This window comes from Pseudomonas sp. BS3782 TE3695, assembly GCF_050435305.1.
In the GTDB taxonomy this organism is placed as follows: Bacteria; Pseudomonadota; Gammaproteobacteria; order Pseudomonadales; family Pseudomonadaceae; genus Aquipseudomonas.
In genome coordinates, this window is record NZ_JBNDKB010000001.1 from 3,329,084 (window position 1) to 3,344,835 (window position 15,752).

A 15,752-nucleotide genomic window follows, 5' to 3' on the forward strand; every position below is an offset into this window, starting at 1 on the left:
GACAAGGAGTTTTACCATGCAAGCGACACTGGAACAAATGACCATCTGGGGCCTGATCAGTGACGCCAGCCTGCTGGTCAAAGCCGTCATGCTCATTCTGTTGCTGGCGTCGGTGCTCAGCTGGTACCTGATCATTCAGTGCAGCGGCGTGCTGCAACGTCGCGAGCGGCAGCTGAACGGCTTCATGCAGCGCTTTCGCAGCACGGCGGACCTGTTGCCGCTGTACCGCGAAACCGCACAGAGCTCCGATAGCGAAGCCGGTGTCGAGCCGATTTTTCATGCCGGGTTTCAGGAATTCAGCCACCTCAAGCAGCACGCGGGCAACGCGGCCGATGTGGTGCTCGAAGGCGTTGAACGGGCGTTGTACGTGGCCATCAGCGAGCAAGAAGTCCGCCTGGAGAAGGGCTTGCAGTTCCTCGCCACGGTCGGTTCCGTCAGCCCTTATATCGGCCTGTTCGGCACGGTGTGGGGGATCATGAACTCCTTCCTCGGCCTGTCCCAGGTGCAGCAGGCGACGCTGTCCACCGTGGCCCCGGGCATCGCCGAAGCGCTGATCGCCACGGCCATCGGCCTGTTTGCCGCCATCCCGGCAGTGATCGCCTACAACCGTTTTTCGGCGCGCAGCCAGACCCTGCTGACTCGCTACTACGCCTTCGGCAATGAATTGCAGGTGCGCTTGCATCGCACCTTGCATGGCACGCCGATGAACCTGGCCGTCGCAGCCTGAGAGGAGAATGCAGATGCTCGTCAGACCGCAACGCAAGCACGGGCCCAAGGCCGAAATGAACGTGGTGCCGTACATCGACGTGATGCTGGTGCTGCTGGTGATTTTCATGGTCACCGCGCCGATGCTGACCCAGGGCGTGAAGATCGAACTGCCCAAAGTCGCCAGTGAAGCGTTAGCCACCGACACCCGCCAGCAAATCCTTACCCTGTCGGTGAAGGCCGAGGGTGGTTATTACTGGAACCTGGGCGGTGAACTGGATACGCAGCACCAGACCGACAGTGCAGTGGCGCTCGACGAGATGCGCGCCAAGATCGCGCAGATTGTTGCCGAACGCCGTGACACTCATGTTTACATTCGCGCCGACAAGGACGCCGGTTACGGCAGTGTGGTCGCAGCCATGGCGGCATTGCAGCAGGGTGGTGTGAGCAACCTCGGGCTGGTGACCGAGGCCCCGCAATGACGGCGATGATCATGCCCAGTCCATCCATGACGTTGCAGGACGCTGCTCGCAGCGGGTTCTGGAAAAACAGTCTGGCGGCGAGCCTGGCGGTAGGGCTGCATGCCATTGTGCTGGCGTTGCTGGTGCATGGCTGGTCGCTGGAGAAACCACCGGTCGAGCAGCCTGCGGTGTTGCGAACGCAACTGGTGATGCTGCCACCGGCACCGCAGCCACAGGCGCCTGAACCGGTAGCGGTGTCGACGCCGGAACCGGTTGCCGAGGCGCCCATCCAACCCGTCAAACCGACTGTTGATCCGCAGATCCAGGCGCAGAAACTTGAACAGGCCGTTCTCGCGCGCAAACGCGTCGAAGACAAAAAAAGCGAACGCCAGGCCGAGCAACAACGCCAGCGTCAGGAAACGGAAAAACGCACCCATGACCTCGAACAGCAACGCCAGGCCCAGGAGCAGGCGCAACAGGCACATCGCGCCGAACAAGCGCGCCTGGCCGCCGAACACGCGCGTCAGCAGGCCGCCCAGGCAGCTGCCGACAGCCGCCAATACCTGCCCCTGAGCAAGGACGCCCCGGATTATCCGCAACGGGCGCTGGATAAAAACATCGAAGGCGATTGCACCGTGGAATACACCGTCAATCCCCAAGGCCACATCGAGAACCCCAAGGTGCTGGACGGTTGCCATCCGTTGTTCATGCGTCCGTCGCTGGCCGCCGCCAACACCTTCCGTTACCAGCCGAAAATCGTCGACGGCCACGCGGTTGCGGTGCCGGCCGTGCGCAATACCTTCCACTACCGGATCAAGTGAGCGGCACCCCTGGCGGATCGGCGTGCGGCCGGGCGGTCGTGAGATAGACTGATCAGCGGGCATCGGACGGGGGGGGTGACAGGTGGCGCGCTTCAGATGGATTCGCTGATCACAGCGGCAGCGCGTGCGCTCGCGGCGGGTGATCCCCTCGGCGCGCTGAACCGCATCGCCTTGCGCGACGATGCGCCTGCGCTCGCGCTTCGCGGCATCGCGATGGCACAGCTGGGCGACCTTGTGCGCGCGAAGGCGCTGGTGCGCAGCGCCGCACGTGCTTTCGGGCCGAAAGAGGCGTTGCCCCGCGCGCGATGTGTCGTCGCCGAGGCCGAGATCGCGCTCGCCTCGCGGGACCTGAACTGGCCAACCAAGGCACTCGACGCCGCGCGGGCAACGCTTCAGGCGCACGGCGACTGGGTCAACGCCGCCCATGCGCGGTACCTCGAGATCCGCCGCTTGCTGCTGATCGGGCACCTCGACGAGGCCGAACATCGGCTCACAGAACTCGATCCAACACCGTTACCCCCCGCATCGAGGGCAGCCTACGAACTGGTCGTGGCAGGCGTTGCGATGCGTCGCCTGCAAACAAAAGCGGCGCGCGCTGCACTTGAACGGGCCGAGCGTGCCGCAAAACATGCCGCAATCCCCGCGTTGACGGCCGAGGTCGAAAGCGCCGCCCGCATCCTCGATACACCGGCGGCGCGGCTGATTGTCGGCGGCCAGGAACAGCCGCTGCTGCTCGATGAGATTGAAGCGTTATTGGCATCCCCTAAGCTGGTCGTGGACGCCTGCCGGTATGTCGTGCGCGACGCAGGCTCGGCGGTTTCACTCGCCCGCCGGCCGGTGCTCTTCGCGCTCGTTCGGGCGTTGGGCGAAGCGTGGCCCGCTGATGTACCGAGGGAGAGGCTGATCGCGCGCGCCTTTCGGATGAAATTCGCGGATGACTCCCATCGTGCGCGGTTGCGTGTCGAACTCGGGCGGTTGCGCGCAGCGTTGCACCAAATCGCCGATGTCGTCGCGACCCCGCGAGGATTTGCGTTGGTGCCGCACGTTGCGCGTGACGTGGTGGTGCTGGCGCGGCCTGTCGAAGAGCAGCATGCGACGTTGCTCGCCTTCCTCGCTGACGGCGAATCGTGGTCGAGTTCGGCCCTGGCGTTGGTGCTTGGCGCCAGTCAGCGCACCGTGCAACGAGCCCTCGACACGCTGGCGGTGGCCGGTAAGGTACAGTCGTTCGGTCATGGCCGGGCCCGTCGCTGGATGACCCCGCAGGTTCCAGGATTCGCGACGGTATTGTTACTCACAGGGTTGCTGCCCAATGACTAGCATCCACTTCACCAACCCAGTGAACGAGGCGCAAGACATGAAACATTCAACGGCTGAAATCATCCGCGAATATGGACCTTTTCCAGGTGTCGACAGCGTGCATGGCGTCACCCATGACGGCCGGCAGGTCTGGTTTGCCTCCGGCGACAAACTCAACGCCCTCGATCCTGCGAGCGGCAAGACGCGGCGCTCGATCGATGTCGCCGCCCACGCCGGCACAGCCTTCGACGGTCAGCACCTGTTTCAGATCGCCGAGGATCGCATCCAGAAAATCGACCCACAGACCGGCCGCGTGCTCTCCACCATCCCCGCGCCCGGCGGCGGTGGCGATTCGGGGCTTGCATGGGCCGAAGGGACGCTTTGGGTGGGTGAATATCGCGAGCGCAAGATTCATCAGGTCGACCCCCAGACCGGGGCAGTGCTGCGCACCCTCGAATCCAACCGCTTCGTCACCGGGGTAACCTGGGTCGAGGGTGATCTGTGGCACGGCACCTGGGAAGGTGACGAGAGCGAGTTGCGGCGAGTCGATTCGACCACGGGCGAAGTGCTGGAGAGCGTCCAGATGCCGGCTGGCGTCGGAGTGTCGGGGCTTGAGTTCGATGGCCACGACCGGTTTTTCTGTGGCGGCGGCAACAGCGGGAAGGTGAGGGCGGTGCGCCGGCCTTGATAAGCGTTGGGGGCGGGTATCGGGCCGCAATACCCGCCCAGAAAAAACGAACTTGCGAAGCGGCCGCGTCTCGAATTTAAAAGACTCTAGAAGAAGGCGCCCAATGAGCACGTCGGTAGGCGCAAAAGACCTGAGTACTCACCACAGACCTCTGCCGGCCATGACGCCCAAGGCGCACCCGCGATACGACCTGGCGCTGTTGATTGCATTTCTTCTGATCGTCGTGGCGCTGGGGATTTCACCTCATAGTCGAGTGGATTGGGTCCTGGAAAATCTGCTGGCCCTGCTGCTGGTCATGGTCCTGATCGGCGTTTACCGACGGTTCCGCCTGTCTGCGGTTTCCCTCAGCCTGGTGTTCGTTTTTCTCTGTATCCACGAGCTGGGTTCGCACTACACCTACGCGTTGGTGCCCTACGACCGCTGGTGCTCAGCCTTGACCGGGATCAGCCTCAACAAAGCCCTCGGATTTGAACGCAATCATTACGATCGGCTGGTGCACCTGACCTATGGCCTCCTGATGGTGTATCCGATTCGGGAAGTGCTTGTACGAATCACGCCGCTGCGCGGTTTTTGGGTTGGGTTTATCGCGTTGAATATCGTGCTGTCGACTTCGGCTGTCTATGAAATCGTCGAATGGATAGGGGGGCAGTACCTGGGAAAAGACACGGCGAAGGCTTTTGTCGCGGCTCAAAATGACCCATGGGATTCTCAGGCCGACATGGCGCTGGCAGTGGTCGGTGCATTCTTCACATTGTTGGTTATTCGTTTCTGGCGATACTTTGTTCATCACAATGCTGAATTAAATAACCGGAAAAACAATTCATAAAATTTATAAAGTGTTCCAATTGAATGATGTCGATAAGCCGCTAATGTAAAGCGGGTGTGACACGTTGAATGGGCAGGCGTAGTTATTTTGCCGACGAATAACCTGGAACTTATTTTATGCCGGATAGTATCGCTGTCACACCAGTGTGCCTGTGATTTGGCGGACGTTTTTCAATTGCAGGCAATACGCATTTTCGCAGCCTGTATATCTATACAAAAAAGCCTTGTTGTTTAGCTTGCTATAGTCACAACTGATTGAATAAAAAGGATTTAATCTGAAATAATTGTCGGGCTGATAATCGTGATGGTAATAGGTGGCAGCAACTTTTTAGTGGCGATATTTTGGCGTTGTTAGTGTCAAAAAATAACTGGGTAATTAGTCGGGCATTTTTCTGGCGGGGTGCTAGTGTTGGTAGTCTTGTGTTGGATCACACTTAGCTCGCTTCTCAGGGGGAGTGCCTCATGTCGGCTCCAAATCCTCGTATTGCAGTGTTTGGTAATAAGGTTGTCAGTTCTAACATTCCTGAACTTGAACATTTTTCGGACCTGAGCAGTTTATTGGCTGCGCCGGTGTTTGATGTTCTGTTGCTCGATATGCCAGCAGCTTATGCCGGACGAGTGTTGCGCAAACTGCGCTCGACTCCTGCATATCGCTATCAGCTCGTGTACTGCTGCCGAGACCAGGACAGTTGGTGTGAAGCGCTGGGCGATGGCGCCTGCCCCACTGAAACAAGCGAAATAAAGATGTTGTGGGAGATCTGGCGAGAACGCTTCAACCTGTTCCAGCAGGGTACCGCGCCGGAGCGGTTTGAAAGTCGGGTGCTGTCGTGGCTGTGGTTGCGTGCCGACGCCCATGTGTATGCCCTGCGCGACCCCCAGGTCCCCCAGCATTATCGCTATCCGCTGCTTGAGGCACTGGCGGATAGCGAGCAGGTCAACCCGTTTGTCTGGCTCAGTTTGATGGTGCAGCACGACTGGCTGGAAGAGGGTGTGCTGGTCGATCGCGTACGTCTGTGTTCGGACTGTGGTTCGGGGCGCCTCAATTACATTGATGTGTGCGCCGAATGCCAGGCGATGGACATTTCACGGCAACCTTCATTGCACTGTTTTACCTGTGGCCACGTGGGTCATCAGGAGTCGTTTCTCAAAGATGGCCTGTTGCTTTGCCCCAACTGCCTGAACCGTTTACGGCACATCGGCAGTGACTACGACCGCCCTTTGGAAAACTACCGCTGCCGCTCATGCCAGGCGTTTTTCGTCGACGCCGATGTGCAGGCGCGCTGCCTGGATTGCGGTTTGTCCCACGCGCCCGACAAGTTGCGCATACGCGAAGTTCGAGACTTTCGTCTGACCGAAGCGGGGCGCTTCCGTTGTCGCCAGGATTTCAACGATCGATCGATCAACCATTTTGGTCGCCTCAATCTGCTGGGCGGCAAGGATTTCTATGAGCTTTTGAGCTGGCAGCTTCAGGTGGTGCGCCGTTACCAGCAGCCAGCGTTCTCACTGATCGGCCTGCGCTTCGTCAACCTGGCCGGTACGCTGGCGCGTCTTGGCGAGCACCGCGGGCATGCCTTCATCGATAGCCTGACAGATCGGCTGAAGGAATCTGTCAGGGAAACCGATCGCTGCTCACGAAGCACCGAAGAGTTCTTCTGGATCATGCTGCCGCACACCGATGGCACAGGTCTGGAGTTTGTTACCCAGCGTTTGGGCCGGATCGCCGAATTGTTTTCCGCGCCGGAGGTCAGTGACATTTCCCTGCGCGTCGTCAGTTTCACAGCTCCCGGGGATTTACTCGAGAAAGAAGACGGTGAGCTGCTGCTGGCCCGTCTTGCCAGTGAGTTGATTTAAGCCATGAGCCCGTTGATGGAGCAACTCTACAGCCTGCTCGGCGCAATCATGGGGACGGACGGTTTGAGCCGGTTGTTCTACATGCTCTTTCCGTTGTTTCTGGTGTTCGAATTGCCACTGACGATCCTGGTGCTGCTCGGCGTATTGCGCTGGTTTGCCCGTCGGCGCAGCAGCGTGCCGAGGACCAGTCTTTATCGCCCCAAGGTCTCTTGCATCATCACCTGCTACAGCGAAGGAATGGATGTGCAGACCACGCTGTTGAGCCTGTGCGAGCAGACGTACCCCGGCCACATCGAGATGATTCCGGTGGTGGACGGCGCCACGATGAATCAACCGACACTCAGCGCCGTGCGCCATTTCAATGTGGACCCGCTGTTGTATCCCCGGCGCCATTTACGCCCGATCGCCAAATGGCAGCGGGGCGGACGGGTGTCGTCATTGAATGCCGGCCTGGCCCACGCCAGCGGCGAAATCGTGATGGCGCTCGACGGTGACACGTCTTTTGACAACAACATGGTCAGCGCCATCGTGCGCAATTTCGAAGACCCTTCGGTGCCTGCGGTCGCTGGCAGCCTGCGGGTGCGCAATGCCTGGGGCTCCTGGGTCACGGCAATGCAGGCGCTGGAATACGTGTTGTCGATTCACATGTCGAAAATCGGTCTGGCCGAATGGAACCTGGTGAATAACGTCTCGGGTGCCTTTGGCGCGTTCCGCCGCAGTTTCCTGGTGAAAATCGGTGGCTGGAACACCCATACCGCGGAAGATCTGGACCTGACGCTGCGGATCAAAAGTTACTTCAAGCGACACGACTTGAAGATTCCTTTCGAGCCGGAAGCGATCGGGCACACCGATGCACCCGCGACCCTCAGGCAGTTTCTGATGCAGCGTTTGCGCTGGGACGGCGACCTGTTTTTTCTCTACGTCAGAAAGCACAACCACAACATCAACCCGGATTTACTGGGCTGGCCAACCTTCCTGATGATCCTGCTCAGTGGCTTCTTTTTTCAGTTGGTGCTGCCGTTCATCATCTTCATCTACACCTTGCTCGCGCTCTTCATTCTGCCGGGCAAGACGCTGTTGTTTCTGTTTGCGCTGATCTATTTGCTGTACCTGTTGATCACCTTGCTGCTGTTCGGCGCCATGTTGTCGATGGTGTCCGACCGACCTCGACAGGACGTGACCCTGGGGTTGCTGGTGCCTGTCTTCCCTCTGTTCATGCTACTCATTCGGTGCTGGAGCGCAGTGGCCATGCTCAACGAGATGTTTCGTCGAGGCCATGAAGAGACCTCCATGGCGCCGTGGTGGGTTCTTAAACGAGCCACGAGGTTTTGATATGCGAACCGTACTTCTAGCCTTCACATTGTCGCTGCCCCCAGTGGCGCTCGTCGCACAACCGCTGCCCCTTCAGGACTTGATCGACAAGCAGCAATCGGACCCGATGCTTCGCGCCGGCGAGGCCGACCTGCGAGCCCTTGACGGGGAAACCAGACTCCAGAAAGACAGGGCCGGCTGGCAGGCCTTTGCCACTGCCGGCACCGGTCGTTATCGGGAACTGGTGACTGAGGACATACGCGATGATTACTACGGGCGCAATGTCAGCCTGGGGATCCGTCACCCGTTGTTGGGGAGCCTCAAGCGTCAGCTGGATCTGGTGCAGGCCAGTCAGTACGAGCGGCAACGCCAGCAGATGCGGGTGGCGTTGGCGCGCGCCGCCCAGCGTCTGGCCGTGCGCAGCGCTTACGCCGATTGGTGGCGCGTGCAACAGGAGGTCGCGTTGTGCGGCAGGCTGACCCCGATTGCCCAGAATGCCGACAACGCCATTCGCACGCGGTTGCAGAGCGGCCTGATGCGCGTCTCCGAAGCCCAGTTGCAAATGAGTGACTGGGCGGGGGTCGCAGACCGCTGCCATGCATTGCATCAGGTCGAGACTGAAATCCGCGAGGATTTGTCCAGCGTCGCCATGACCGATATCCCGCCCTCCGCGCAAGCCGTGGCCGAGCCGTTGGCGCTCAGGCCGCAACCCTTGGCCCAATGGCAGACCGTGATGAATCAACACCCACGGGTGACCGAAAAACAGAACCTGCGCGAGCAGGCTGATCGAGAGCGCGACAACCCCTGGTATTCCTCTATCGATTCCGACGTGATCCTCGCCGGCTCGCAGGAATACCGCAGTGGCTCGGATAAGGCCGGCAGCGGCCTGGAAGCCAGTGTGGTGTTTTCCGTGCCGTTCGACCTGGTCGGCAACACGCGTGCCCGTCGGCAAGTCGCCGAAGCACGCTACGAGGCGGCGACCGAGCGGGTAACCGCCGAACAGCGTGCGCTGGCGCTGGAACTGAGCAAAACGCTACGCGCGCAGAGCAGCGCATTGGCGACCATCAATCAACGGACCCAGCAATCGCAAATCGCCGAAAGGGCCCTCGACGAAGAGCGAAAACGTTCCGTCTCGAGCAATAACCTGGACACTTCGCTGACCACCCAGCGCCTCTATTTTCAGGCCGGTTTCGACCGGATTGCAGCCTGGCACACCGCCTGGTTGCGTCAGGCCGATTTGAACCTGTTCACCGATGATAATCCGCGCTTTTCCGCGTTAATGGGCACTGAGCATCAGGAATGGACGCCGCTGCTGCCCTCGGTGGCGGCGACGTCCCTTGCGGCACCTGATTCCGCCTCAGCCGCATTTGAACTGGCGCAACCACGTTTCCTGCTGGCGTCTACGTCAGCGGCCGCGCCGAAAGCAGGGGCGGGGACAAACCCGGGGAAATGGTCCCAGGCCAGTTACGTCTGGGACAGCGAAGCGTTGCTCGACCCTGATCGGCGTGAGGCGGAGCTTCAGGCGTTGCGCAAGGCCGGGATGGACAAGATTTACCTCGGCCTCAAGGGTTCGCAGGTCAATGACCTGGTCACCACCCGTCGACGGCTGGAGCAACTGCTTCAGGACGCGGCCCGAGAAGATCTGCAAGTGAGTCTGTTGCTCGGCGATTCGAGCTGGATCGAACCGTCGGATCGCCACCAGCTCAGGGACTTATTGAAGAAGTTGAAAGGGCTAGCGTTCAGCAGCCTGCATCTGGACCTTGAGGTCGAACAACTGGGCATGCCCGTCCCGGATCAACGCCTGAAAAACTGGCTCGACACGTTACGCATGGCGTCCAGCGAGAGCCCATGGCCCGTGGAAATCTCCAGCCATCATCGCTGGTTCGCGGAACCGAAACCCGGGCAAACCTGTGTGCCGTGTGCGCTTCCCGAGGCGGGTGTGCGTCAGGTCAGCCTGATGATCTACACCCGCAACCCGAAAAACAGCGCACGCATGACGGAGCAGATCGCCCAGCGCTGGCCGGCGCTGCAGTTTCGTCTGGCCCAAAGCACAGAACCCGAATTGCCCGCCACGGAAAGCTGGGCGGGCGCATCGACTGAACAGTTGAAACATCAGGCCAGCGCCTGGCGCGAACAATTGCAACCGCGGGGGGTTGCCGGTATTGACTGGCAGGCCTGGCGAGACTTCCCAAAACGGTGAGCCGTCATGAAAATTCGTTTCGATAGCCGCAAAGAATTGAACCCCACCCAGGAACAGGGCTTGAGCGTGCTGTACGCACCGGGCAAGCGCATGGCCTTTCGCGCCCGCTGGTATTTGATTCTGTTGCTGGTCGCCAGCCCACTGATCTGGCTCGGTGGGAAACTGGCGTACAGCATGCTGATGATCGACGCACCGGCGCAATTGCGCCTGCCGATTTACGAGGTGCGCGCGCGTGATGCCGGTCGGGTCGATCAGCTGTTTGCCAAGGCCGGTGAGCAAGTCCAGGCCGATCAGATGCTGGTCACCCTGGACAACCCGGAATGGCGGGCCCGATTGGCGCAACTGGCCGCCATGCCGACCAAGGCGACGGGCCCGGGTAAAGGGACAGCCCAACTGGGCGGCCGCGAGCGTCAATTGCTCAAGACCCGCATCGGCAGGGCCGAACAAAAAATCAGGGAATTGGAGTACCTGGTCGACCAAGGCGCGGCCGCTCGCGGCGAAGTGTTGGCGGCGCAGTCGGAGCTCGACGGGTTTCGAGCAGACCTGTTGGCCTTCGAACGCCGCGAACAACTGGCACGTCAGCCCTCCCAGGGCGTTGAGCGCGAGATCATTCAGCAGAACGCCGAGCAGCAATGGTTGAAGACGCGCCTCGCCGCGTTATCCATCAAGGCGGGGCAGAGTGGCCGGATCGCCGAAGTGCTGGTGACGCCGGGTGAAAACGTCGGCGCCGGTACGCTGTTGATGCGCCTGGAACGGTTGGAAGACCCGCTGCTATGGATTTATCTGGAACCGCTCAATATCAGTTACGCCGCAATCGGTCAGCCGCTGCGCGTGCGCATGCCGGATGGCCAGTGGCTGGCGGCGCATGTGGTTCAGGCAGTCGACAGCGCCGGGCGCACGCCGACGGTGCTGCGAGGCCCGTTTGCCGCCAGTGAAATGGGCTTGCAGGTCGCCGCCCGGTTCGATGACCCGCTGCCGTCGCGCTGGCGAATCGATCAACTGCCGTTGAATGTTCGCTTCCCCACGGACTGGCAAGAGATGTTCAGCGCCGGCCGGGAGCTCATGGAAAGAGTCGAGGAATTCGTTGCGATGGATCGACCTACAACAACTACTCCAGAGTGAATTTGCCATGTCTGCTGATCGAATTCTTGTGACGGGTGGCGCGGGCTTCATTGGTTCGCACCTGGTCGAGGCCTTGCTTGAAAACGGCTATGGCGTACGGGTACTGGATGATCTTTCAACCGGCAAACTGGCGAATCTGCCGGTGGATCGGGCGCATTTGAGCCTGATCGTCGGGGATGTCGCTGACGCGCCGACAGTGGCGCGCGCCCTGAAGGATTGCAGTGCGGTGGTGCATCTGGCCGCGGTCGCCTCGGTTCAGGCCTCGGTGGAAGACCCGGTCGCCACCCACCAAAGCAACTTCATCGGAACGCTGAATATCTGCGAAGCCATGCGCCAGGCCGGCCTGAGACGGGTGGTGTTCGCCTCCAGCGCCGCCATCTATGGCAACAACGGCGAGGGCACGGCCATCACTGAAGACACACCCAAAGCTCCGTTGACGCCCTACGCTGCGGACAAACTGGCCAGTGAACATTTCCTCGATTTTTACCGCCGCCAGCATGGTCTGGAACCGGTGATTCTGCGCTTCTTCAACATTTACGGACCGCGCCAGGACCCTTCATCGCCGTACTCCGGGGTCATCAGTATCTTCAGCGAAAGAGCCAAAAAACAACTGCCCGTCACGGTCTATGGGGACGGTGAACAGACCCGGGATTTCGTCTACGTGGAGGACCTTGTAAAGGTGCTGGTACAGGCAGTGAAAGAATCGGAGCCGAGCGGTGAACCGGTCAATGTCGGTTTCAACCGTTCCACCAGCATCAATGAGCTGGCGGCCACGTTGAGCACGCTGCTGGGTCGGCCTCTGGCGGTGAATTACGCGGCACCGCGCTCCGGCGATATCCGCCATTCCCGGGCCAACAACCAGCGTTTGCTCGAACGTTTTCGGTTCGCTGAGCCGACCTGTTTTGCCGACGGCCTGGGTCAGTTGCTCAGAAGTCTGGAGAGCGGCGACCGGTGAGCCCCGGGGTGTATCACCGGATGGAACTGTTGCAGCAGGCGCACCGTCAATCGAGGATAAGGTCACCAGACCTGATTGTGTGAGAAGTAAAAGCACTGGAGGCAATGCCAGTCAGTTAAACCGCACAACCTGTGGGAGCGGGCTTGCTCGCGAATGCGGTGTGTCAGGCGACATCAATGTTGACTGTAACTCCGTCTTCGCGAGCAAGCCCGCTCCCACAGGGGATCTCGCTTAACTGGCGGGCATTAAGCGCTGGAGGCCTTAATTCTTCGACCGAATGACGGAGGGCTTCTCTATGAGGATTGCTCAGATCGCGCCGCTCACCGAACGTTGTCCGCCCCGTTTGTACGGTGGCACTGAGCGGATTGTGTCTTACCTGACCGAAGAGTTGGTACGCCAAGGCCACGATGTCACGCTCTTTGCCAGCGGCGATTCGCAAACCTCGGCACGCCTGGAGTCAGGCGCACATCGGGCCCTGCGGTTCGATCCAAGCGTCAAGGACGGAGCGCCTCATCACATTCTGATGCTCGATCAAGTGCTGCGTCAGGCGGATCAATTCGACGTGATGCACTTTCATGTCGATATCTACCATTTTCCCCTGATTCGGCATTTGGCCGGGCGCAGTGTGACCACGCTTCACGGGCGTCTGGATATTGGCGATTACCAGTCCTTTTACCCTCGCTTTCCCGAAGTGCCGCTGGTTTCGATTTCCAAGGCGCAGCGCAGTCCGGTGAAGGGCGACGTCAATTGGGTGGGTAATGTCTACCATGGCATTCCGCGCGATTTGCTGGCCTTCAACCCTGAACCTCGCGGCGACTATCTGATGTTCCTGGGGCGCATTTCTCCCGAAAAACGCCCGGACCGCGCCATCGAGATTGCCTCGAAGGCCGGGCTGCCATTGAAAATCGCCGCCAAGGTCGACAAGGCCGATCAGGTGTATTGGGAAGAAATCATCGCACCGATGATCGCCAGCCGGGAAAATGTCGAATTTCTCGGCGAGATCGATGAATCGCAAAAGGCAGACTTGCTGGGCAATGCCCGCGCCTTGATCTTTCCCATCGACTGGCCCGAGCCGTTCGGCCTGGTCATGATCGAAGCCATGGCGTGCGGCACGCCAGTGATTGCGTTTGATCAGGGCTCGGTGCCGGAAGTGATCGACGAAGGCGTATCCGGTTACATCGTCAATGGTATCGCCGGAGCGGTAGCGGCGGTGCGGCGGTTGGGCGAGCTGGACCGGCGCAAGGTGAGGGCCAGGTTCGAGGAACGGTTCACGGCCGAGCGCATGACCAATCATTATCTTGAGTTGTATCGTCATCTGACGGCGGGCAACACCTATGGCCATCCCTCCACGCCCTTCGATATTCCGGCCACCGCGTCGCTGCAAGAGCTGCGTTTGCGTAACCTGAAAAACAACGAGACCTTTGGGGTGTTCGATCCCAATGGCGATGTGCTGTTTGCGGACGATAGCCCGCAAGGGATTTTCCATACCGATACCCGCCACCTTTCCGGGCTCTACCTGACGCTTAACGGCACGCGGCCGCTGTTGCTCAGTTCCACGCTGCGCGATGACAACGCGATGCTCACCTGCGACCTGACCAACCCGGATCTGTTCGACAGTCATGGCGAAAAAATCCTCCACCACGATTTGATCCATCTGCGCCGTTCACGGTTCTTGTGGAAGGGCTCGTGCTATGAACGCCTGACCCTGCGCAATTTCGACGACGCCCCGCAGCATCTGAAACTGAGAATCCAGTTTGCAGCCGACTTCAAAGACCTGTTCGAAGTTCGCGGTGCCCGGCGCCCGCAACGCGGAGAGGGGCACCGGGCAGAGATCACCGATGAAGAGGTGGTGCTTTCCTACACCGGCCTGGATCACAAACGGCGCATGACCCGACTGCGCTTCGCCCCGGTGCCGGCCAGCCTGACGTGCGATTCGGCGTTGTTCGAGGTTCAGCTGGCCCCGGGGGAAAGTCAGTCACTGTTCATGGACATCAATTGCGGTGTGCAAAACCCGCCGTTTACGGTGCGCCACGGGTTCTTTATTTCATTGCGCGATTCCCGGCGCGAGTTACGCACATTCTCTTCACGGGCGGCCTCGGTGGGAACCTCTCATGAAGTGTTCAACGAGGCGGTCAGCCGCAGCGTCTCCGACCTCTACATGCTCATGACCAAAACCCCCGAAGGGTTATATCCCTACGCGGGTATTCCATGGTTCAGCACCGTTTTCGGACGAGATGCGCTGATCACGGCATGGGAAATGCTGTGGTTCGATCCCGGTATTGCCAAAGGCGTGCTCGGGCATCTGGCCGCCAATCAGGCAACCATCATTGACCCTCACGCCGATTCCGAGCCCGGTAAAATCCTCCACGAAATAAGACTGGGAGAAATGGCCGAATTGGGCGAGGTGCCGTTCCGCCGCTACTACGGCAGCATCGATTCCACGCCGCTGTTTGTCATGCTGGCCGCTGCCTATCTGGAGCGCACTAATGATTTGAGTACCGTGCGTCAGCTCTGGCCGAATATCGAAGCGGCGCTGACCTGGATCGAGAAATATGGCGATCGCGATGGCGACGGTTTTGTCGAGTATGGCCGCCAGTCCGCCGAGGGGCTGATCAACCAGGGCTGGAAAGACAGCCATGATTCGGTGTTCCATGCCAATGGGCAAATGGCGGTGGGCCCGATTGCGATTGTCGAAGTTCAGGCCTACGTGTATGGCGCCTGGACCGGTGCCGCCAGAATAGCCAGTCGGCTGGGTGATCCGGACCGGGCTCAACGCCTGAAATACAAGGCTCAACGCTTGCGCGAAGAGTTCGATAATCGCTTCTTCGACGAAGAACTGGGCACTTATATATTGGCCCTGGACGGCCACAAAAAGCCCTGCCGAATCCGTACCTCCAATGCCGGTCACGCCCTGTTTGCGGGCATCGCTTACCCGGAGCGCGCGGCAGCGGTCGTCAGTACGCTGATGGACCGCTCATCCTTTTCCGGCTGGGGCGTGCGCACTGTCGCAGCTTCCCAGGCACGCTATAACCCAATGAGTTATCACAACGGCTCCGTCTGGCCCCACGACAATGCGCTGATCGCCGCCGGCTTCGCCCGCTACGGTTTCCGTCGGGACGCGGCGCGGATTTTCGAAGGGCTGTTCGCTGCCTCGACCTACATCGATCTGCGGCGCCTGCCCGAACTGTTTTGCGGCTTTGCCCGGCAACGCACCCAAGGGCCGACGTTCTATCCAGTGGCCTGCATGCCCCAGGCCTGGGCCGCTGCTGCGCCGTTGTCGATGATTCAATCGTGCCTGGGAATGAGTTTCAGGCCGAGGAAGCTCAACATCCTGTTCGACGAACCGGTGCTCCCGGCATTTCTGGACACCATCGCCTTGCGGCGTTTGGCAGTGGGTGCTGAATGTGTGGACTTGATGCTGCGACGCTCGGGGGAAAACGTCATGATCGAAGTTCTCAATCGCCAAGGCCCGGTGCGGATCTTGAGTACCAATTAGGGGGATGCGGAAGTTTTCGGG

The 15,752-nt window shown here is 60.1% G+C and carries 12 protein-coding genes; all 12 read left to right on the forward strand.

Features of this window, described 5'->3' with window-relative positions; translation table 11 throughout:
- Window positions 1–16: 16 nt before the first annotated feature.
- The 12 genes from tolQ to ABH909_RS15220 all read left to right on the forward strand — a co-directional run bounded on the left by tolQ (window position 17) and on the right by ABH909_RS15220 (window position 15,731).
- Window positions 17–727, forward strand: a complete 711-nt coding sequence (tolQ, locus tag ABH909_RS15165; protein WP_429434464.1) for a protein TolQ — start codon at window positions 17–19, stop codon at window positions 725–727.
- Window positions 728–740: 13 nt separating this feature from the next.
- The gene (gene tolR / locus ABH909_RS15170; RefSeq protein ID WP_429434466.1) at window positions 741–1,187 is read left to right on the forward strand and encodes a protein TolR; all 447 of its coding nucleotides are present in this window, start codon (window positions 741–743) and stop codon (window positions 1,185–1,187) included.
- On the forward strand, window positions 1,184–1,987 hold the full coding sequence (locus ABH909_RS15175) for an energy transducer TonB (RefSeq protein ID WP_429434469.1): 804 nt from the start codon (window positions 1,184–1,186) through the stop codon (window positions 1,985–1,987). Before tolR ends, ABH909_RS15175 begins: the two co-directional genes overlap by 4 nt.
- Before the next feature lie 96 nt (window positions 1,988–2,083).
- Window positions 2,084–3,304: a helix-turn-helix domain-containing protein gene (locus ABH909_RS15180; RefSeq protein WP_429434471.1), complete on the forward strand. Its 1,221-nt coding sequence runs from the start codon at window positions 2,084–2,086 to the stop codon at window positions 3,302–3,304.
- A 37-nt stretch (window positions 3,305–3,341) separates the two neighbouring features.
- Window positions 3,342–3,971: a glutamine cyclotransferase gene (locus tag ABH909_RS15185; RefSeq protein WP_429434473.1), complete on the forward strand. Its 630-nt coding sequence runs from the start codon at window positions 3,342–3,344 to the stop codon at window positions 3,969–3,971.
- A gap of 103 nt (window positions 3,972–4,074) precedes the next feature.
- Window positions 4,075–4,797 carry a DUF2238 domain-containing protein gene (locus ABH909_RS15190; RefSeq protein WP_429434475.1) on the forward strand — a complete coding sequence of 241 codons (723 nt, stop codon included), beginning with the start codon at window positions 4,075–4,077 and terminating at the stop codon, window positions 4,795–4,797.
- Window positions 4,798–5,258: 461 nt separating this feature from the next.
- Window positions 5,259–6,647 (forward strand): diguanylate cyclase domain-containing protein, encoded by a 1,389-nt coding sequence (locus ABH909_RS15195; protein WP_429434477.1) that lies wholly within the window; start codon window positions 5,259–5,261, stop codon window positions 6,645–6,647.
- Between the two features lie 3 nt (window positions 6,648–6,650).
- Entirely contained in the window at window positions 6,651–7,979 is a 1,329-nt protein-coding gene (locus tag ABH909_RS15200) for a glycosyltransferase family 2 protein (RefSeq protein WP_429434479.1), read from the forward strand.
- A 1-nt stretch (window position 7,980) separates the two neighbouring features.
- Window positions 7,981–10,158: a TolC family protein gene (locus ABH909_RS15205; protein WP_429434482.1), complete on the forward strand. Its 2,178-nt coding sequence runs from the start codon at window positions 7,981–7,983 to the stop codon at window positions 10,156–10,158.
- A 6-nt stretch (window positions 10,159–10,164) separates the two neighbouring features.
- Window positions 10,165–11,280, forward strand: coding sequence for an HlyD family secretion protein (locus ABH909_RS15210; protein WP_429434485.1), 1,116 nt, complete (start codon window positions 10,165–10,167; stop codon window positions 11,278–11,280).
- 7 nt (window positions 11,281–11,287) lie between these two features.
- Complete coding sequence (locus ABH909_RS15215) at window positions 11,288–12,235, forward strand: NAD-dependent epimerase/dehydratase family protein (RefSeq protein ID WP_429434487.1); 948 nt, start codon at window positions 11,288–11,290, stop codon at window positions 12,233–12,235.
- 295 nt (window positions 12,236–12,530) lie between these two features.
- Entirely contained in the window at window positions 12,531–15,731 is a 3,201-nt protein-coding gene (locus ABH909_RS15220; RefSeq protein WP_429434489.1) for a glycogen debranching N-terminal domain-containing protein, read from the forward strand.
- The last annotated feature ends 21 nt before the right edge of the window (window positions 15,732–15,752 follow it).